This window comes from Actinomadura gamaensis (assembly GCF_042652125.1).
GTDB lineage: Bacteria > Actinomycetota > Actinomycetes > Streptosporangiales > Streptosporangiaceae > Spirillospora > Spirillospora gamaensis.
The window spans coordinates 89,386-106,041 of sequence record NZ_JBHSIT010000001.1 but is presented as its reverse complement, the minus strand read 5'-3'; the positions used below and the strand labels follow the sequence as shown (position 1 = coordinate 106,041).

The following is a 16,656-nucleotide window of genomic DNA, read 5'->3' as shown; positions in this document are numbered from 1 at the left end:
CGGGCGGTGGTCAGCGGGCGGCGGTCAGACGTCGAGGAGCGGGGAGGGCGCGCCGAACGGGACGCTGAGCTCCAGGCCCGGGTCCCGCAGGTCGAGCAGCGGCGGACGTTCCAGCATCAGCGCGCCGGCCTCGGCGGGGCACAGCACCGCCCACAGCCACAGGCCCTTCGCCTCGCCCACGTAGACGGCCCGGTCGTCCCGTCCCGACGAGACGGCCCACATCGCCACGCCATGGGACGCCGACGCCCGGCAGAGCTCCAGCTTCACGTGCGGCGGACCCGCGTCGAAGCCCAGGCCCGGATCGGGCCCCGGCAGGCCCCCGAAGTACGCGCCGAGCCCGATGCCCGGCTCCTCCGCGATCAGCAGCACCTCGGCGGGTCCGCTCAGTATGCCCGGCCCCGCCAGCGCGACGGCGACGGCCCGGGCGCCCGTCCGGTCGTCCCCCACGGTGGCGAACCCGGTCACCAGCCAGCCCTTCGGCAGCGGCCACGGCAGCCACACCGGGACGCGCGCGTCCTGGACGACCGCCGTCAGGCCCTCCGCGCTCGGACGGCGCGCGGGCTGCCGCGGCAGGACGGCGCCGTGCGCCTGACACCACCAGTCGCTCGACCAGGCGTTCGGCGCACGCAGCCGTCCGGCGCAGCGCGGGCACGCGGTCTCGGCCCTCATAGCACCCAACGTTAGGTCGGTGGCCCTCGCGGACGTCAAGGCGGAGCTGGTCAAATATGTCTATGCGGGTTCTTTGCGTGGGCGCGATCGTCCGGGACGAGCGGGGCCGGCTGCTGATGATCCGGCGTGGGAGGCCGCCCGGCGAGGGCCTCTGGTCGATCCCCGGCGGACGCGTCGAACCCGGCGAGTCCGACGCCCAGGCCGTCGCGCGCGAGCTCCTGGAGGAGACCGGCCTCACCGTCTCGGTCGGCGGCCTCGCCGGGACCGTCGAGCGTCCCGGCCCGGACGGCGTGACCTTCCTGATCCGCGACTACGCCGCCACGGCCGTCGCTGGAACGCTCCGGGCGGGCGACGACGCCGCCGAGGCCCGCTGGGTGCCGCTCGCCGAGCTGGACGCCCTGCCCGTCACGCCGGGGCTGCTGGAGGCTCTGCGTGAGTGGGGGATGCTTCCTCGCGTGCCGTCACGGTCGGCCGAGGCTCCCTGACCTCGCCGTCCCACGGGCGCTCCTGCTGCTCTTGCGGCTGGGAGTCCAGGGAGGCGGGCTCCGGCTCGGACGGGGTGCGGTTCACGATGCCCATCCGGCGGGCCAGCCACAGGACGGCCAGCGCGTAGAGGACGAGCGCCGACACGTCCACCGCGACCGGCTGCCAGCCGACGCTGCCCTGTTCGAGGTCGAGCGTCCCGAGCGCGGCCGGGAAGATGAACGACATCAGGTTGTTGAACGTGTGCACGGCCATGCCGGACTCCAGGCCGCCCGTCCGGACGGCCAGCCAGCCGAGGATCGCGCCGAACATGAAGATGTCGACCGGACCCCAGCCGGTGTAGTCGTGGCCGGCGGTGAACGCCAGGCCCGCGATCACGATGCCCGGCCACGGCGTCCGCAGCACGCGGCTCAGCGCCCGCGCGACCGCCGCGCGGCGCCCCTCCAGCGTGTAGGCGCCGACGGCCTGGACGAGCCAGCCGCGGAACACGACCTCCTCGGCGGTCGCCTGGAACGGCACCAGCACCAGCGCGATCACGGCCGGGACCAGGAAGTCGCCCCAGCCCACCCAGTGCCCCTCGCTCCCGTCGCCGTCGCCGGTGTCGCCGCCGAGCGACCCGACGGCGACCGACAGCCCGTACGACACGACCAGGAACGCCAGGGACAGCCCGCAGCAGGCCAGCAGCCAGCGCCACCGGATCCGGCCCGTCACCGACAGGAGCGTCCCCGGACGGCGGCGCTGGATCCACCACGCCGCGAACAGCGCGATCGGGATGAGCAGCGCCAGCCCGGCGAGGTTGAACCCCATGTCGGCGTTGGTGTTGCCGAAGATCGAGTCCTGCTTGCCGGTCTCGTCCAGCCGGTGCCCGGTCGCCGTCCAGACGATCATCATCGGGACGATCAGGACGGCCATCGCGAGCAGCGCCCCGGCCCCCACGAACAGCGTCCCGACGATCGGCCGCCACCACCGGTTCCGGGGCGTCCGGGCGAGCTGGTGGAACCGCCTACCGGCGGGCGGCTGGTCCGCCCACGGCTGCCTGGGCGGCTGGTACCCGTACGGGTAGGCCTGCTGCGCCCCGTACGGATACGGATACGGCTGCTGCTGCCACCCCTGCGGATACGCCCCCTGAGAAGCCGGCCCCTGCGGCCACCGCCCCTGCGGCTGCCCTTGCCCCTGCGGCCATTGAGCCTGCGGCTGCGGCCACTGAGCCTGCGCTTCCGGCTCTTGCGGCTGCCAACCCTGCGCCTGCGGCTCTTGGGGCAGAGGCTGCCACCCGTGCGGCTGCGGCTGAGCCTGCGGTGGCTGTTGGGCCTGCGGCTGAGGCTGAGAAAGCGGATTCGGGCGGGGCTCCTCGGGACGTGAGGCGTCCGGGGAGGCCCAGCCGTGCGGGTTCGGTTGCGGGCCAGGCTCCGACGGCGGCCCTGAATGCTGCGACACCTGCGTCTCCCCCGGTCGGCGCAAGAAAGGTCCCGCGTCGATAGTACGGTCGGCCCGGCGGGGTTCCGCCGCCGAAGCGGCGAGCTTTCAGCAGGTTCGCAGGTGCGGCTCAGCCTTCGGGCGGTTCGAAGGATCTCGTCCGGACGAGTCCGGCCGCGCGTCCCTTGGCGGCGATCACGAGCGCCATCTTCCGGGACGCCTCGTCGATCATCTCGTCGCCGAGCATCGCGGCCCCGCGTCCCTGCACGGACGTCGCGTGCTCGTAGGCGTCCAGGATGAGTTCGGCGTGGTCGTAGTCGTCCTGGGACGGCGAGAACACCTCGTTCCCCGCGTCCACCTGTGACGGGTGCAGTACCCACTTGCCGTCGAAGCCGAGCGCCGCCGAACGCCGCGCGACCCGCCGGAAGGCCTCCACATCCCGCACGTTGAAGTACGGCCCGTCGATGGCCTGGAGATCGTGCGCGCGGGCGGCCAGCAGGATCCGCATGAGGATGTAGTGGTAGGCGTCGCCCTCGGTGTATCCGGGCGGCTGCTCGCCCACGACCAGCGTCTTCATGTTGATCGAGGCCATGAAGTCGCCCGGTCCGAACACGAGCGTCTCCAGCCGGGGCGAGGACGCCGCGATCGCGTCGATGTTCGTCATCCCGCGCGCGTCCTCGATCTGCGCCTCGATCGCGATGCGTCCGGCCGGGAGCCCGACGGCGCGCTCGATCTGGGTGAGCAGCCGGTCGAGCCACTGGACGTGCGAGGCGTCCCGGACCTTGGGCAGCATCAGGCAGTCGAGGTCCCCGCCCGCGCCCTCGACCACCTCGATCACGTCCCGGTAGGCGAACGGGGTGTCGAGATCGTTGATCCGGACGACCCGGACCTTCCCCGTCCAGTCCCCCTCGGTCAGCGCCGCGACGACGTTCTTCCGCGCGTCCGCCTTGGCCGACGGCGCGACCGCGTCCTCCAGGTCGAGGAAGATCTCGTCCGCCGGGAGCCCCTGCGCCTTCTCGATGAACCGCGGGTTGCTGCCGGGGACGGCCAGGGTGGTGCGTCGCGATCGCATGGCGCGGATGCTACCCACTCGCGGTGTGTGAGATTCTGACGGCATGGGTGATACGCGATCGGCCCTGATCGAGGAGGCCCTCAAGAAGTCGGGCATGCTGTGGCTGGTCCTGTCCGGGCTTCCGCAGCCGCGCGCGGCCTGGCACGTCTGGCATGACGGCTCGGCGTACGTGCTCACCGGCGGCGAGGGCGAGCAGCCCCTTCCCGGCCTGCCGGACGCGACCAGCGCCACCGTGATGGTCCGCAGCAAGGACAAGGGCGGGCGCCTCGTCACCTTCACCGCCGCCGTCGAGATCGTCGAACCGGGCACCGAGCTGTGGGACGAGATCACGCCGGTCATGGCGAAGGAGCGGCTGAACGCGCGTTCGCACGAGGGGCAGGTCGAACGCTGGGCCACCGAGTCCTGGATCGTCCGGCTCACGCCGACCGAGGAGGTCGAGGAGGAGCCGGGCGACTACGACGACTCCTACGCCGTCGTCCGTCCCATCAGGACGCCGGCGACGACGGCGGGCACGCCGCCCCGCATGATCGGCGCCCGCCGCCGCCGAGCCGACCGCTGACCGCTGACCGCTGCCCTTGACCGCTGATCGGACGCGCGGTCTTCAGTCGTTGAGGGTGCGCCCGTCGCGGACGGCTTGGAGCTTGTCCGGATTGCTGACCATGTAGGCGGTCGCGATGCGGCCCCGGTCGTCCAGGACGACGCTGATCGTGCCCAGGAGGCGGTCGCGCCCCTCCAGGATCAGGCCGGGCGCGCCGTTGAGGCCGGCCCACGACAGCCGCCACTCCTCCGGCGGGACGCCCTGGTAGGGCCGTCCGAGGATGCCGAGGAAGAACCGCACGACCTTCTCCGCGCCGTGGATGACGCGCAGCGCCGCGCGGACCTTGCCGCCGCCGTCCGTCCAGAGCGCGACGTCCGGCGCTAGGACGGCCATCAGCTCGTTGAGGTCGCCGCCGACCGCCGCGTCCAGGAACCGCTCGACGGCGGCGCGGCGCTCGTCCGCGGCGGCGTCGAACCGCGGGCGCCGCGCGTCCACGTGCTTGCGCGCCCGCGTCCCCACCTGCCGGACGGCCGCCTCGGTCCGGCCGAGCGCCGTCGCGATCTCCGCGTACGGGAACCCGAACGCCTCGCGCAGCACGAACACCGCGCGCTCCAGCGGCGTCAGCGTCTCCAGCACCACCAGCAGCGCCGTGGACACCGACTCGGCCACCTCGGCGTGCTCCGCCACGTCCGGCCCGGTGATCACCGGTTCCGGCAGCCACGGCCCGACGTACGCCTCCCGCTGGACGCGGACGGACCGCAGCCGGTCGAGCGCGAGGTTCGTCGCGACGCGCACGAGGTACCCCTCGTCGTCGAGGACCGCGTCGCGGTCGTGCGCCGACCAGCGCAACCACGCGTCCTGGACGACGTCCTCGGCGTCGGTGACCGTCCCGAGCATCCGGTAGGCGACCCCGAAGAGCCGATCCCGATGAGCCTCGAACCGCTCCGCCAAGCTCGGCCCGCTCGGGCTGCTCGGGCTGCTCGGGCCGCTCGGGCTGCTCGGGCCGCTCGGGCTTGGCTCCGCGGCCGGCTCGGCGTCCGCCTCCGCGCTCGGCTCGGCGCCCGGGCGGTTCCGGGGCTCAGGCGCGGTTCGCGGGGACATCGCACCGATCCTTGAATCCCTGGCCGGTGAGCCCGGCGGCGGCGTTGAAGCGGGACCGCATGTTCTCCACGGCCACCATCATCGTCAGTTCCACGATCTGCTTCTCGCTCAAGAAGCCCCTGAGCTGCTCGGTCAGCTCGTCCGTCACCTCGGGCGGGTCGGCGCACATGGCCTCGGCGTACTCCAGGACGAGCCGTTCCCGCGCGGTGAAGAGATCCGAAGAACGCCAGTCCGGGACGGCCTCCAGCTTCTCCAGCGGGATGCCGTGCGTCGTCGCCGCCCACGTCCCGAAGTCGACGCACCAGGAGCAGCCGATGCGCACCGAGGCGGCCATCTCGGCGAGATCCTTGTACTCGTGCGGCAGGGACCTCCACCGCTGCACCTGCGCCTCGAAGATCGCGTAGGCGGTGGCGACGCCCATGTGGTGCCCCATCGCGCGGGCCGGGTCGAGTTCGCTGCCGTAGATCCGGCGGGTGATCCATCCGGCCGCGCGGTAACGCAGCGTCCTCGGCGGGTCGAGCGAGATGCGTGCCATGTCGGGCCTCCTAGCCTTTACCGGGGGGACGGCCCGGCCGCCCGAGATGTGACATCCGGCCGGACGCGAACGTGACATCGGGGGGAAAACGCGTGGTTAACGTTGGTTAGGGGGATCGGATGAGGTCCAAGATCATGGGTAGGCTCCGGGCATGAGCGCAGCGCCGAGCAGGGTCTTCATCGCGCGGCTGGCGGGCATCGCCGTGTTCGACCCGGCCGGTGACCAGGTAGGCCGGGTACGGGACGTGGTCGTCGCGCTCCGCCCGGACGACCGTCCGCCGCGCGTCCTCGGCCTCACCGTCGAGGTCGCCCCGCGCCGCACCGTCTTCCTGCCGATCACCCGCGTCACCACGATCGAGGCCGACGCGATCATCTTCGACGGGCGGCTGAACGTGCGCCGGTTCCAGCAGCGCGCGGCCGAGACGCTCGTCCTCGCCGAGATGCTCGACCGGACCGTCCGGTTGCGCGAGTCCGGCGACCCCGTCTCGGTCGTGGACGTCGCGATGGAGCCGACCCGCACCCGGGACTGGCTGGTCGCCAAGGTCGCCGTCCGCCGCGCGACCAGCCGCGGCCTGCGCCGCCGCGGCGAGATGTCGGTCGTCGAGTGGGGCGCCGTCGAGGGCTTCGCGACGACCGAGCACGGGCAGGGCGCGGCCGGGCTGATCGCCGCGTTCGAGAACATGAAACCCGCCGACCTCGCCAACTTCGTCCACGACCTGCCGGAGAAGCGCCGCACCGAGGTCGCCGTCGCCCTCGACGACGAGCGCCTGGCGGACGTCCTGGAGGAGCTCCCCGAGGACGACCAGGTCGAGATCCTCGGCAAGCTGGAGGTCGAGCGCGCCGCCGACGTGCTGGAGTCGATGGACCCCGACGACGCCGCCGACCTGCTCGGCGAGCTCCCGACCGAGCAGCGCGAACGCCTCCTGACCCGGATGGAGCCGCACGAGGCGGCGCCCGTCCGCCGCCTGCTCACCTACGCCGACAACACCGCCGGCGGCCTGATGACCACCGACCCGGTCGTCGTCCCGCCGGACGCCACCGTCGCCGAGGCCCTCGCCATGATCCGCAACCCCGACCTGAACCCGGCCCTCGCCGCGCAGGTCTACGTCTGCCGCCCGCCCACGGCCACCCCGACGGGCCGCTACCTCGGCGCCGTCCACTTCCAGCGCCTGCTCCGCGAACCGCCCCCGACCCTGGTCAGCGGCATCGTGGACGCGGAGCTCGACCCGCTGCGCCCGACGATGTCGCTGGAGTCGGTCGCGACCTTCCTGGCCACCTACAACCTCGTCGCGGGCGCCGTCGTGGACGAGAACGGCCACCTGCTCGGCTCGGTCACGATCGACGACGTCCTCGACCACCTGCTGCCCGAGGACTGGCGCGAGACCGTCATGGACGCCGCGTCCTCCGACGACCCCGCCGACCCCGAAGAGGAAGCCCTGCGCACGGGAGGTATCGGATGAGCTCACGCCTCGACCAGCCCCGAGACCTCCGCCGCAACGTCCTCCCCCACTACGACCCCGAATCGTTCGGCCGCCTCTCCGAACGCATCGCCCGCTTCATGGGCACGGCCCGATTCCTCGTCTACATGACGGTCGCGATCGTCGCCTGGATCGCCTGGAACGCCCTCGCCCCGTCCGACTGGCGCTTCGACCCCTACCCGTTCATCTTCCTGACGCTGATGCTGTCCCTCCAGGCGTCCTACGCGGCCCCCCTGATCCTGCTCGCCCAGAACCGCCAGGACGACCGCGACCGCGTCCAGTACGAGCAGGACCGCTCCCGCAACGAACGCAACATCGCCGACACCGAGTACCTCACCCGGGAGATCGCCAGCCTCCGCATGGCCGTCTCCGAAGTCGCCACCCGCGACTTCCTCCGCTCCGAACTGGAACGCATGCTGAAAGAACTGGACGCCCGAGACGGCCAAAAAGACCCCGCCTAACGCCCTCTCGTCAAAAGGTCCTCGCTCCGCTCGGGCCCCGCCCCCCCCGGGGCTCCCGCCCCAGACCCAAGCTGGGGGCTCCGCCCCCAGACCCCCGAAAACCACAAGAGTCATTGGCAGGCATCAAGCCGCCAACCACGCAAGAACGCACTCAGCGAGAGGTACTTAAGCCTTCCGAGGCCCTCTTCGGCCCGGACCCCAGCCGATCGCCGAAGCGGTGACACATCTGCAACCTCCGGGGACCCTTTAGAGGACCCTGCACTGTTCTAACGTTCTGTATCCGGGTCGCCACGATGCGGAACCGGGCTCCGCGAGCGCGGCAAGCCGCCGCGCGGGCGAGGAGGTGCAGCACGATGGGCAAGCACGAAGACCCCGCGGAGAAGAACGGCCACAAGCCAGACAAACCGATTCCCCCACCCAACAAGGAAGACAAGGGCGACGGTAAGCGCGGAAAGTGATCGACTGATGAAGGGTGCCATGCAGCGCGTCGAGGCGCTGGTCCAGCGGCTGGCCGCCGCCGGATGGCTGACGCAGGACTCGGTCAGAGCCGCGCTGCATGACGTCCCCCGCCACCTGTTCGCGCCTCCGGTGGCCTGGCCCGGTGGCGACACCCGAGTGAGCGAGTCGTCGGATCCGGAGGCCTGGCTCGATCTCGTCTACGGCGACGACGCGATCATCACCCAACTGGACGACGGCGCGACCGATCTCTGCGTCGGCGAAGGCCGCTACACCTCTTCGCTGTCCGCGCCCAGCACGGTCGTCTCGCTCCTCGAACTGCTGGACGCCGAACCCGGCCATCGCGTCCTGGACGTGGGCACTGGAACCGGCTGGACGGCCGCGCTCCTGTCCCGCCTAGTCGGCGCCCACAACGTCACGACGATAGAGATCGACCGCGTGGTTTCCGCTGGTGCCAGCGCCAACCTCAAGCGGGCCGGGTGTTCTCCTCGGATCGTCGTCGGAGACGGCGCTCAAGGGTGGACGCAAGGAGCGCCGTACGACCGTGTCCACGCCACCTGCGCGGTCGCCCGCGTCCCTTACGCCTGGGTGGAGCAGACCCGGCCCGGCGGCGTGATCGTGACGCCGTACGCCCCGGGTTTCGGCTCCAGCCATGAGCTGCGGCTCGTGGTGATGCCGGATGGAACGGCGGTGGGCCGGTTCACGGGCTACGCCTCGTACATGATGATGCGGGCACAACGTCACTCCGACTGGGCGTCGCCCTCCGGCCCCGGGAATCGCACGACGACGGACATCGACCCTCGGACGATCGGTTACGCCCCAGCAGGCGCGGACCTTGCGATGGGAGCTGCCCTCCCCGGGGTCTGGGCCAGAGGCGAACACGAGGGCGACGGCTACATCTTGCGTCTCTCGGCGACCGACGCATGGGCCACAGCACGTTACGAACCCGGTCGCGACACCTACCAAGTCGAACAAGCCGGAGAGCGGGCGCTATGGGATATCGCGACGTCCGCCTACTTCGACTGGATCATCCGCCGAAGCCCAGGCCGCGACCGCTTCGGCCTGACAGTGACCCCCGAGGGCGAAACCCTCTGGCTGGACAGTCCTCACACCGTCGCATGACCGGTGAGCCCGACGGGCGGCGGGGGCGGGCCGCCTGAACGGGTGGACGCCGATGACCCGCGGTGGCTTGACTCGGCCTACGCCGACAGCACCCTCGTCACCCAGCGCAGGGAGCATCCCGATCAGCCCGCCACCCCACGCAGCTTCACGTGAGCTACCAAGGCCGCGAAGTCTGAGCCCCCACGCACAGGTGGCCGTGGTCAGGAGCTTTGCTGTCCCTGATCCAGACCCTGCCTCCGAGGTCGGCTAGTTCGACGCACTGCCCGTGATCGCTTCCACTGTGGCTGGACTTACGCCAAATGGTCACGGCCAGGGAGTTCTTCCTGCTTCACCCGGCTTATCAGCGCCGCGAACTCAGAAACCCCGAGGGACAGATGACCGAGCGTCGGGAGCTTCGAGTCGCGCACGCCGACCTTCCGAGAAATCCGTGCGACTTCCACGCACTCCTGTCCACCTGAACCACCACCGCCGCTGCGGCTGGACTTACGCCAGTTGATCATGAGTACCGCTCCATCACCTGCGTCAAGAGGGCGAGCGACGCCTCCCAGGGAAGGGCGCACGCTCCGATCAGGTCCCAACGTACTCCGAACTCGCGGACCTCTGCACTCTCCTGGACCAGCCTTCCTCCTCCGGGCGCCTCCACAAACACCAGCTCGCTCGTCGGAAGGGACAACGCGTTGAACGATCCATCCAGGCCGGGGTAGAACCGCGAACTCGTCGGCACGATGCGAACCGTGACGTTGGGCAGTGTGGCCACTTCGCAGAGCCTGGCCAACTGCCCTCGAAAGACGTCCCGGTCACCGACCTGGCGATGAAGAACGCTTTCGTCTATGACGACCCATACGAACGGCGGGTTTTCCTGAGTCAGCACCGCCTGACGCTCCATGCGGATCTGAACCGCCGACTCCACATCCTTCACCCACCCAGCTTCACGCAAAAGAGACCGTGCGTAGTCGGGCGTCTGGAAGATGCCGGGGAAGAGGGACAGGCGGAAGGACCGGATGACGAGCGCCAGGGCCTCGTGCTTGGCATACTCCGCGAACCAGTCCGGATCGTGAGCAGTTCGGGCATAGCGGACCAGGCGCCGGAAATGATGATTGAGCCTCAGGAAGGAATCGAGCTTGTCCGCCTGATCTTCGTTCAGATTCCAGCCGTCACGGGCGTGCTCGAGGTTCGATACGGTCGCTTTCGCAGCGCCCATGATCGCCCCCATCTGAGCCAGGGAGAGCCCCTCCCGCTCGCGGTAGAAGCGCAGGTCAGAGGCAACCCAATCCTTGAACGAGGTGTCCGGGTTCAGCGACTCCAGCGGGGCCATGCGCCACTCTCCGAGGTATCGAGAGTTTCAGTGATACGCGACAACCTAACCCGGCGAGCGCATTCTTGTCCTCGAAACAGGCGACGAGGAGGGCACATGGGATTCGACCATGGCCGGCACACGGTGATCGCTGCAGATCGGCCGTTGCCGTCCAATCAGCGGCGGGCCTTTCTGGAGGTGCTGCATCAGGTGATCAAAGAGACGCAGGCGGGCGTGACGTCCACGCTGGTATTGCGGTCGGGATGTCAGGTTTTGTTTGTTTTCGACACGGACAATCCCGTGCGGTCCGCTGAGGTCGGGTGCGATTTCGACCGGGCGGCCGGGTGGTGCTTCGTCTGGACGGCCGACGGTGGGACGCTCGGTCCCGTCCAGGATGTCCGCGCCATCGCCGCGAGCATCGCGACGGCGCTGGGCGCCCGCTCCGAGTCCAAGGGGCGGGGATGACCGCACGCCTCGACCGCAAGACGCTGCGTTTCGCGGCGGAGATCGTCCAGGCCGCGTACGAGGAGGCCATGCGCAGGCATGGCATGCTCGCCGGCACCATCTCCCTGATCTCGACCTACGCCCAGGCGAACCTCGCCATGCTGGACGAGATCCCCGAACCGGACGCCGACCACTCGGAACTGGAAGCGCTCCGCGAGGCGCTGGGAGACGCCGGGCCGCATCTCAAAACCAGCCTGCGGCACGGTCCGGACGGAGGCCCCGTCCTGCATGTGAACAACCCCGACATCGGCGGGCGCTTCTGCGAAGACATCACTGTCGGCGAGGCACGCCACTACTTCTGGTCGTGGGGCGACACTCTGGCACCGACCGGCAGCCCGTCCATCGCCGCCGCCCGCATCGTCCACGTCATCGCGCCGAACAGCCCCTGATCACCCATACGAAAGACCGCCCATGACCTCGGTGCAGTGAACGCCGTGCTGGGCGTCACACCCTGATCGGACAGCCTCGGGGGCCCTCAGTAGCCAGAGGGGCAGGGTGTTCTCGGCATCCTTGACGTTACAGAGCGCGACGCGGAGACTCGGGCTGCGACGTGCACGCAAGTCGGCGCACGGCCTTCTGGAGGTCCTCATGGCTCTCGAGTTCTACGGCAAGGACGACACCAGCAAGAATCAGGGGTCCCCTGCGGTATTCGTCGACCGCGCTACTAACGAGCTCATCTTTCAGGGGTGGTCCGAGACCGATGCGGCGGTGCTGGCGGAGATCTCTTCGCACAGCCGAACCGCCTCCGACGAATCGTCGGTGCGCCTTCCTGCCCGCATGAAGCCGGCGATCCTGAAAGCTCTGGAGGCTCTGGATGGGGACGCCCCTGACCAACGAGAGGTTTGAGGACCTTCTCGCCGCGACGACCTGTTCCGCCGTCCATCTGGAGTCGCGGGACGGCTATATGGCGGATGCTTCCTTCGCGAAGTGGAAGGAAACCGGGACTGTCGCCAAGGACCCGAATGACGAATGGTGGATTTCTACCGTCGGCGAGGCGACGTCCCGCGGCGTCGAAGTCCGCAGAGCCCGGATCGTTTCCGAACCTCTTTCCCAATACAGCCGCTGGCTTTGGGAATGCACTCCTCCGGTCAACCTGGCGGCCGGAGAGCATGTTCGTTGGCTTCCTCGCCACCGGACGGCCGGACTCCTCATTCCTCCTGCGGATTTCTGGGTCTTCGATTCATCGGTTCTCGTATGGAATCATTTCACCGGCGACGGCGAGTGGGCGGGGAACGAGACGACGCGGGACGCGGCGCTGATCGACCTGTGCTCCAACGCCTTCGAGGCGGTATGGCGACGGGCGACCGACCACGAGGAGTACCGGCCCGCCTAGCCTGCGACCATGCCCCCACACCCATCGTCCTCCATCCAGCAGGCCCGCGAGAGCCTCGCGGCCCGGCTTCGCGACATCCGCCTGGACGCGGGCTTGTCGGCCCGCGCGCTGGCGGCCGCGTGCGGCTGGCACGAGTCCAAATGCAGCCGCATCCAAAGCGGAAAGCAAGCCCTTACGGACGCCGATATCGCGGCATGGTGCGCGGCCTGCGGCGCCGACGACCGCACGGCGTCGGAATTGGTCGCGATCAACCGGCAGCTCGACACCGCGTACGTGGAATGGCAACGCGTGCAGCGCGGGGGCCTGAAGCGACTTCAAGAGGCCGTCCTCCCTCTATGGGAGAGCACCGAGGTCTTTCGCATCTACGAACCGGGGGTCGTTCCGGGTTTCTTTCAGACCCCAGGCTACGCCTCCGCTCTGCTCGGCCGGATCGCCGACTTCTTCTCGTTACCTGACGGCGGAGACGAGGCGGCGACGGCTCGCGTGGAGCGTCAACGGCTGCTCTATTCAGGTTCGCGCCGTTTCGCCGTGGTGATCGAAGAGGCCGTGTTGCGTACACGTCTCGGCGGTCCGGAAGTGATGGCCGGTCAACTGGGACATCTGCTCGACGTCATGGCCCTGCCCTCGGTCTCGCTCAGCATCATTCCCTTCACGACCGAGCGGCCCTTGTGGCCCGTCGAGGGCTTTTGGATTCTGGACGAGAAACAGGTCGTCATCGAGACCGTCTCAGCGAAGATAACGATCGAGCAGGCGGGAGAACTGGCCCTGTACCGCCGCATCTTCTCGGAGCTGTCGGCGATGGCGGTGACCGGTGCGGCTGCGCGGAAGCTGATCACGGCAGCGATCAGCGCCCTCTGAAACCGCGTGCAAGTCGCCGCAAGTTCGTGGCGGCCGCTGAACTCGGCTTCCTAACGTCGGAGGCATGAGGAGGAACTGATGACGACCATCACGGAACCGGTGTCCGATCCCGCCTTCGACGGTCCTGACGGACTACTGCCCGCTGACCTTTTCGCACGCCTCGTCGCTCGCATCAGCCGCGACGAGGAGGTCAGCATCGACTACGCCGAGAGGGTCATGTCCCAAACGCTCGGGTTCCTTCAGGCATGCGCCCTGAACCCTGCCGCGGGCCTGTCTCCCTCAGAGGCGGTGGACGTCGGCTGGCACGCCTTCATCCTCCACACCCGCGAGTACGCGGCTTACTGTCAGCGGCTGGCGGGGCGCTTCATCCATCATCGGCCGTCCGACGACTTCGACGAGGCGGCTTCGCGCAAGAGCGAGGCCATCGGCGCCACCGTCGCGGCCATGCGCGCGGCGGGGATCGGCGTCGATCCGGAGCTGTGGCTTCCGGCTTCCCGGTGCAGCCAGTGCTACGCCGGGTGCGCCGACGACCCTCGGACGGGGGAGACGGCGTGAAGGCGCCGCGCTGGGAGGACCTCCCCGAGCCCACGCGCGCCGCTGTCGCAGCCCGATGCGGAACCGTCGCGAGAGTCCAGACGATCAGCCGAGGAATCATGCCGGGGCTGGCGGCGCGGCTCGAAACCGTAGGAAACGGCCGGTTCTTCCTCAAGGCGGTGCCCCTCGACAGTCCCGCGAGAGATCTGTACCTGCGGGAGGCGGAAGCCAACTCCGCGCTCGGCGGTGACGCGATCGCGCCCCTGATGCTGTGGTGGTCGGTCAGCCACGGGTGGGTGGTGATGGTCTTCGAGTACGTCGAGGGACGAGAAGCTGACCTCTCCCCCGGCTCATCCGACCTTCCGGAGGTCACGGCATTGCTCCGCCGGCTCGCCTCCCTGACGGTCTGGCCGGACGCGCCGCCGGTCGCCCGGAACATGGGCGCGCTGAGAGACAAGGCCGGCGCACTGCTCGCCGGGCGCACGGGCGGCGAGCACCGCAAGCTCTGCCGGACTGTCCTGGAACGGTTCGATCAGGACAGCGTGGCTGGTGACCGGCTCGTCCACTACGACCTGTCACCCGGCAATCTTCGGATATCGGGCGGCGGGCTCAAGGTGCTCGACTGGTCGTTCGCCTGCGCCGGGGCGGACTGGCTGGACCCTGCTCTGCTCCTGCCGCGGTTCATCGAGGCCGGGCACACCCCGGCGCAGGCCGAGGCGCTCATGACGGCCCTGCCCGCATGGCGTGGCGCGCCGGCGGACGGCGTCACCGGCCTCGCCGTCCTGTGGACGTTGTTCCGCGAGTACAAGGCCATGCACGGCCCTGAGGAACTGCGTTCCGCCCGCAGACGGGCCGCCGACGCGGGACGCGCTTGGATCGAATACCGGGCTGCATGACCTGCTGAGGGAAGCACGCGAGCTGGTGGTTTCCCTCTGGTGGGGGAGGCGGTTCGACTTTGTGGGGGAAGCGGGGGGTGCGGGTGGGTGAGGATCGTTCGGGCATGGGCTTTTCGGTTGGGGAGCGGGCGGTTCGGTGGGTCGGATGGGCGGGGGCGCTGGCGTTGGCGCCTTATGCGGCTATGAAGACCTATTGGGCTTGTGGTGGTCGGGCGGGATTGCCCGAGGGGTGGGACATGGTCGCCGTGTTCCGGAAGAACGGGGCTCCGGAGCCGGTCATTTGGCTGGAGGAGCACGGGGTGGATTTCACGGCGGTGCTGGCGGCCGTCGGCGCCGTTCTCGTCATCGCGCTCGCCCATGGGTGGGGCGGGCGGCTGCCTCGGTGGTGTTTGCTGGTTCCGGCTTCGGTGGGGGCCGGGTTCTTTGTCCCATACGGGGTGCTCACCGGGGTGATTGCGCTGATCGGGGACGACGCGAATGACGGGCCCAGCCTCACGCCTTGGATCGTCGTCGCGGGGGTGCTGGCTTTCTGTGGAGTGGGCGGGGCTTTGGGCGCGAGCGCTTGGTCTTACCGGCGGCAAGCTGCGTCATGAGTCTTTGGGGAGGTTGTCGGAATGGGGATTCAAGTGGCGGTTTGCGGACCGCGGGGCTCGGCGGGGCCCGTAACAGCGTCCTGGTCAACTCGGGGGACGCGGTGATCGTGGTCGGGGGCTCCTGGGGGACGCTGTCGGAGCTGGCGTTCGCCATGCGCAAGGGGCGGGTTCCGGTCATCCAGCTCCGGGGGTGGACGGTGACCGGGCCGGACGGGGAGCCGGTGGGTGGAGTGAGGCGGGCGGGGACGGCTGAAGAGGCGGTCGAGCTGACCGGGTTGTGAGCGTGACAGGGCGGTTCAGGCGGCGGCGGTGAGGAAGGTGTCGCGGACGCGGGTCCGGAGCCAGGCGTGGGCCGGGTCGGCGTCGTGGCGGACGTGCCAGGCCAGCGAGAACGCCAGGGGCGGCAGGGGCAGCGGGATCGGGACGGGGATCAGCGCCATGCGTTCCACGAGGCGGCGGTGGAGGCGTTCGGCGGCGAAGGCGACCAGGTCGGTGTCGGCGGCGATCTGGAGGGCGGACGTGATCGTCGGGACGGAGCCGATCACCGTGCGGGTGAGGTCGTGGTCGGCCAGCAGGGCGTCGATGGGGCCGTTCAGGCGTCCGCGCCGGGAGTTGACCAGTTGCGGGAAGGACGCCCATTCGGCGGCGGTGGGATTGCGTCCGGCCAGGGGGTGACCGGGGCGGACGACCGAGACGAAGCGGTCTTCGAGGAGGAGTTCGGCGCGGGTCTCGGCGGTCCGGTCGTGGATGACGCCGATCTCCAGGTCCACCGTGTCGCGGCGGAGGGCGGAGGTGTCCTGCGGGCCCTCGCCGACGAAGCGGAGGCGCAGGCCGGGGGCGTCGCGAGCCAGGTGGGAGAGGAGCGGGCCGCCGATGACGGCGACCGTGCTCTCCTCGGACTGGAGGGTGAAGACGCCGGTCGCCTCGCGCGGGTCGAACTCGGCGTCCGCCGTGAACAGCGCGTTCGCCCGCCGGACGAGTTCGCGCACCTCGGCGTGCATGGCGAGAGCCCGGGGCGTCGGGGTCATGCCCCGGCCCGAGCGGACGAGGATCGGGTCGCCCAGGGCGCGGCGGATGCGTCCGAGCGTCCGGCTCATCGCGGGTCCGGAGAGGTGCAGGCGCTCGGCGGCGCCGGTGACGCTCCCCTCGTCCAGCAGGACGTCCAGGGCGACGAGCAGGTTGAGGTCCAGTCTGGATTGCATGTGGCGCATTCCTCGGCTGCGGAAGTTGCATTTGAAAGCAAGTCAGGGACGAGCCTACGGTGGTGGCGCGCGGAGGCGACGCGCGGTCCGGATCCCGCCTCCGTCCGTTGCA

Annotated in this window: 23 protein-coding genes; 14 read left to right on the top strand and 9 right to left on the bottom strand. The window is 69.9% G+C overall.

Translation table 11 applies throughout. The features are described 5' to 3' along the window. Positions 1-24 precede the first annotated feature (24 nt). Positions 25-669: a DUF6758 family protein gene (locus tag ACFPCY_RS00545; RefSeq protein WP_378251536.1), complete on the bottom strand. Its 645-nt coding sequence runs from the start codon at positions 667-669 to the stop codon at positions 25-27. A 62-nt stretch (positions 670-731) separates the two neighbouring features. Between ACFPCY_RS00545 and ACFPCY_RS00540 the strand changes: the two genes are divergently transcribed. Next, a complete protein-coding gene (locus tag ACFPCY_RS00540; RefSeq protein ID WP_378251535.1) occupies positions 732-1,154 on the top strand; it encodes an NUDIX hydrolase in 423 nt (140 codons plus the stop codon). Here the strand turns inward: ACFPCY_RS00540 and ACFPCY_RS00535 are convergent. Next, complete coding sequence (locus tag ACFPCY_RS00535; protein ID WP_378251534.1) at positions 1,075-2,088, bottom strand: CPBP family intramembrane glutamic endopeptidase; 1,014 nt, start codon at positions 2,086-2,088, stop codon at positions 1,075-1,077. The genes ACFPCY_RS00540 and ACFPCY_RS00535 overlap by 80 nt on opposite strands. Positions 2,089-2,698: 610 nt before the next feature. Next, the gene (locus ACFPCY_RS00530) at positions 2,699-3,640 is read right to left on the bottom strand and encodes an HpcH/HpaI aldolase/citrate lyase family protein (protein ID WP_378251533.1); all 942 of its coding nucleotides are present in this window, start codon (positions 3,638-3,640) and stop codon (positions 2,699-2,701) included. 43 nt (positions 3,641-3,683) lie between these two features. Here ACFPCY_RS00530 and ACFPCY_RS00525 point away from each other — a divergent pair, with 43 nt between their 5' ends. Then, positions 3,684-4,199, top strand: a complete 516-nt coding sequence (locus tag ACFPCY_RS00525) for a hypothetical protein (protein WP_378251532.1) — start codon at positions 3,684-3,686, stop codon at positions 4,197-4,199. Positions 4,200-4,241: 42 nt separating this feature from the next. On the opposite strand, the gene sigJ is transcribed toward ACFPCY_RS00525, so the two are convergent. Both sigJ and ACFPCY_RS00515 read right to left on the bottom strand, forming a co-directional pair. Further along, positions 4,242-5,279, bottom strand: coding sequence for an RNA polymerase sigma factor SigJ (sigJ, locus tag ACFPCY_RS00520; RefSeq protein WP_378251531.1), 1,038 nt, complete (start codon positions 5,277-5,279; stop codon positions 4,242-4,244). Beyond that, positions 5,257-5,814, bottom strand: coding sequence for a carboxymuconolactone decarboxylase family protein (locus tag ACFPCY_RS00515; protein WP_378251530.1), 558 nt, complete (start codon positions 5,812-5,814; stop codon positions 5,257-5,259). Before ACFPCY_RS00515 ends, sigJ begins: the two co-directional genes overlap by 23 nt. Positions 5,815-5,965: 151 nt before the next feature. On the opposite strand from ACFPCY_RS00515, the gene ACFPCY_RS00510 reads away from it, so the two are divergent. The 3 genes from ACFPCY_RS00510 (at position 5,966) to ACFPCY_RS00500 (ending at position 9,330) form a co-directional block, all read left to right on the top strand. Then, on the top strand, positions 5,966-7,273 hold the full coding sequence (locus tag ACFPCY_RS00510; protein ID WP_378251529.1) for a magnesium transporter MgtE N-terminal domain-containing protein: 1,308 nt from the start codon (positions 5,966-5,968) through the stop codon (positions 7,271-7,273). Continuing rightward, positions 7,270-7,752 carry a DUF1003 domain-containing protein gene (locus ACFPCY_RS00505; RefSeq protein WP_378251528.1) on the top strand — a complete coding sequence of 161 codons (483 nt, stop codon included), beginning with the start codon at positions 7,270-7,272 and terminating at the stop codon, positions 7,750-7,752. The genes ACFPCY_RS00510 and ACFPCY_RS00505 overlap by 4 nt, the downstream gene beginning before the upstream one ends. A gap of 477 nt (positions 7,753-8,229) precedes the next feature. Then, a complete protein-coding gene (locus ACFPCY_RS00500; RefSeq protein ID WP_378251527.1) occupies positions 8,230-9,330 on the top strand; it encodes a methyltransferase domain-containing protein in 1,101 nt (366 codons plus the stop codon). 154 nt (positions 9,331-9,484) lie between these two features. Here the strand turns inward: ACFPCY_RS00500 and ACFPCY_RS00495 are convergent, their stop codons facing one another. From ACFPCY_RS00495 to ACFPCY_RS00485, 3 genes are read right to left on the bottom strand one after another with little or no spacing between them, the layout of a single operon-like run. Next, positions 9,485-9,637 carry a DUF397 domain-containing protein gene (locus tag ACFPCY_RS00495; RefSeq protein WP_378251526.1) on the bottom strand — a complete coding sequence of 51 codons (153 nt, stop codon included), beginning with the start codon at positions 9,635-9,637 and terminating at the stop codon, positions 9,485-9,487. Next, a complete protein-coding gene (locus ACFPCY_RS00490; RefSeq protein WP_378251525.1) occupies positions 9,621-9,830 on the bottom strand; it encodes a DUF397 domain-containing protein in 210 nt (69 codons plus the stop codon). The genes ACFPCY_RS00495 and ACFPCY_RS00490 overlap by 17 nt, the downstream gene beginning before the upstream one ends. Then, entirely contained in the window at positions 9,827-10,645 is an 819-nt protein-coding gene (locus ACFPCY_RS00485) for a helix-turn-helix domain-containing protein (protein WP_378251524.1), read from the bottom strand. The genes ACFPCY_RS00490 and ACFPCY_RS00485 overlap by 4 nt, the downstream gene beginning before the upstream one ends. A 96-nt stretch (positions 10,646-10,741) precedes the next feature. Here ACFPCY_RS00485 and ACFPCY_RS00480 point away from each other — a divergent pair, with 96 nt between their 5' ends. The 9 genes from ACFPCY_RS00480 to ACFPCY_RS00440 all read left to right on the top strand — a co-directional run bounded on the left by ACFPCY_RS00480 (position 10,742) and on the right by ACFPCY_RS00440 (position 15,623). Next, positions 10,742-11,089, top strand: a complete 348-nt coding sequence (locus tag ACFPCY_RS00480; protein ID WP_378251523.1) for a hypothetical protein — start codon at positions 10,742-10,744, stop codon at positions 11,087-11,089. Next, positions 11,086-11,517, top strand: coding sequence for a hypothetical protein (locus tag ACFPCY_RS00475; RefSeq protein ID WP_378251522.1), 432 nt, complete (start codon positions 11,086-11,088; stop codon positions 11,515-11,517). Before ACFPCY_RS00480 ends, ACFPCY_RS00475 begins: the two co-directional genes overlap by 4 nt. 199 nt (positions 11,518-11,716) lie before the next feature. Continuing rightward, positions 11,717-11,974, top strand: a complete 258-nt coding sequence (locus ACFPCY_RS00470; RefSeq protein WP_378251521.1) for a hypothetical protein — start codon at positions 11,717-11,719, stop codon at positions 11,972-11,974. Further along, on the top strand, positions 11,943-12,461 hold the full coding sequence (locus ACFPCY_RS00465) for a DUF6879 family protein (RefSeq protein WP_378251520.1): 519 nt from the start codon (positions 11,943-11,945) through the stop codon (positions 12,459-12,461). The genes ACFPCY_RS00470 and ACFPCY_RS00465 overlap by 32 nt, the downstream gene beginning before the upstream one ends. Before the next feature lie 9 nt (positions 12,462-12,470). Continuing rightward, complete coding sequence (locus ACFPCY_RS00460) at positions 12,471-13,319, top strand: helix-turn-helix domain-containing protein (RefSeq protein WP_378251519.1); 849 nt, start codon at positions 12,471-12,473, stop codon at positions 13,317-13,319. A 78-nt stretch (positions 13,320-13,397) separates the two neighbouring features. Continuing rightward, positions 13,398-13,874, top strand: a complete 477-nt coding sequence (locus ACFPCY_RS00455; protein WP_378251518.1) for a glycine-rich domain-containing protein — start codon at positions 13,398-13,400, stop codon at positions 13,872-13,874. A gap of 98 nt (positions 13,875-13,972) precedes the next feature. Beyond that, a complete protein-coding gene (locus ACFPCY_RS00450) occupies positions 13,973-14,749 on the top strand; it encodes a phosphotransferase family protein (protein ID WP_378251517.1) in 777 nt (258 codons plus the stop codon). Between the two features lie 236 nt (positions 14,750-14,985). Further along, the gene (locus tag ACFPCY_RS00445) at positions 14,986-15,342 is read left to right on the top strand and encodes a hypothetical protein (RefSeq protein ID WP_378251516.1); all 357 of its coding nucleotides are present in this window, start codon (positions 14,986-14,988) and stop codon (positions 15,340-15,342) included. A 41-nt stretch (positions 15,343-15,383) separates the two neighbouring features. Next, entirely contained in the window at positions 15,384-15,623 is a 240-nt protein-coding gene (locus ACFPCY_RS00440; RefSeq protein ID WP_378251515.1) for an SLOG cluster 4 domain-containing protein, read from the top strand. Positions 15,624-15,638: 15 nt separating this feature from the next. Here the strand turns inward: ACFPCY_RS00440 and ACFPCY_RS00435 are convergent, their stop codons facing one another. Next, positions 15,639-16,544: a LysR family transcriptional regulator gene (locus ACFPCY_RS00435; protein ID WP_378251514.1), complete on the bottom strand. Its 906-nt coding sequence runs from the start codon at positions 16,542-16,544 to the stop codon at positions 15,639-15,641. Between the last annotated feature and the right edge of the window lie 112 nt (positions 16,545-16,656).

Excerpts from the sequence above, each read along its gene's own strand:
- ACFPCY_RS00545 (WP_378251536.1), bottom strand. The coding sequence starts at position 669 with ATGAGGGCCGAGACCGCGTGCCCGCGCTGCGCCGGACGGCTGCGTGCG.
- ACFPCY_RS00505 (WP_378251528.1), top strand. The coding sequence starts at position 7,270 with ATGAGCTCACGCCTCGACCAGCCCCGAGACCTCCGCCGCAACGTCCTC.
- ACFPCY_RS00465 (WP_378251520.1), top strand. The coding sequence starts at position 11,943 with ATGGGGACGCCCCTGACCAACGAGAGGTTTGAGGACCTTCTCGCCGCG.
- ACFPCY_RS00435 (WP_378251514.1), bottom strand. The coding sequence starts at position 16,544 with ATGCAATCCAGACTGGACCTCAACCTGCTCGTCGCCCTGGACGTCCTG.
- ACFPCY_RS00460 (WP_378251519.1), top strand. The coding sequence starts at position 12,471 with ATGCCCCCACACCCATCGTCCTCCATCCAGCAGGCCCGCGAGAGCCTC.
- ACFPCY_RS00445 (WP_378251516.1), top strand. The coding sequence starts at position 14,986 with ATGGTCGCCGTGTTCCGGAAGAACGGGGCTCCGGAGCCGGTCATTTGG.
- ACFPCY_RS00510 (WP_378251529.1), top strand. The coding sequence starts at position 5,966 with ATGAGCGCAGCGCCGAGCAGGGTCTTCATCGCGCGGCTGGCGGGCATC.
- ACFPCY_RS00500 (WP_378251527.1), top strand. The coding sequence starts at position 8,230 with ATGCAGCGCGTCGAGGCGCTGGTCCAGCGGCTGGCCGCCGCCGGATGG.
- ACFPCY_RS00515 (WP_378251530.1), bottom strand. The coding sequence starts at position 5,814 with ATGGCACGCATCTCGCTCGACCCGCCGAGGACGCTGCGTTACCGCGCG.
- ACFPCY_RS00490 (WP_378251525.1), bottom strand. The coding sequence starts at position 9,830 with ATGATCAACTGGCGTAAGTCCAGCCGCAGCGGCGGTGGTGGTTCAGGT.
- ACFPCY_RS00455 (WP_378251518.1), top strand. The coding sequence starts at position 13,398 with ATGACGACCATCACGGAACCGGTGTCCGATCCCGCCTTCGACGGTCCT.
- ACFPCY_RS00470 (WP_378251521.1), top strand. The coding sequence starts at position 11,717 with ATGGCTCTCGAGTTCTACGGCAAGGACGACACCAGCAAGAATCAGGGG.
- ACFPCY_RS00485 (WP_378251524.1), bottom strand. The coding sequence starts at position 10,645 with ATGGCCCCGCTGGAGTCGCTGAACCCGGACACCTCGTTCAAGGATTGG.
- sigJ (WP_378251531.1), bottom strand. The coding sequence starts at position 5,279 with ATGTCCCCGCGAACCGCGCCTGAGCCCCGGAACCGCCCGGGCGCCGAG.
- ACFPCY_RS00540 (WP_378251535.1), top strand. The coding sequence starts at position 732 with ATGCGGGTTCTTTGCGTGGGCGCGATCGTCCGGGACGAGCGGGGCCGG.
- ACFPCY_RS00480 (WP_378251523.1), top strand. The coding sequence starts at position 10,742 with ATGGGATTCGACCATGGCCGGCACACGGTGATCGCTGCAGATCGGCCG.
- ACFPCY_RS00530 (WP_378251533.1), bottom strand. The coding sequence starts at position 3,640 with ATGCGATCGCGACGCACCACCCTGGCCGTCCCCGGCAGCAACCCGCGG.
- ACFPCY_RS00525 (WP_378251532.1), top strand. The coding sequence starts at position 3,684 with ATGGGTGATACGCGATCGGCCCTGATCGAGGAGGCCCTCAAGAAGTCG.
- ACFPCY_RS00475 (WP_378251522.1), top strand. The coding sequence starts at position 11,086 with ATGACCGCACGCCTCGACCGCAAGACGCTGCGTTTCGCGGCGGAGATC.
- ACFPCY_RS00450 (WP_378251517.1), top strand. The coding sequence starts at position 13,973 with ATGCCGGGGCTGGCGGCGCGGCTCGAAACCGTAGGAAACGGCCGGTTC.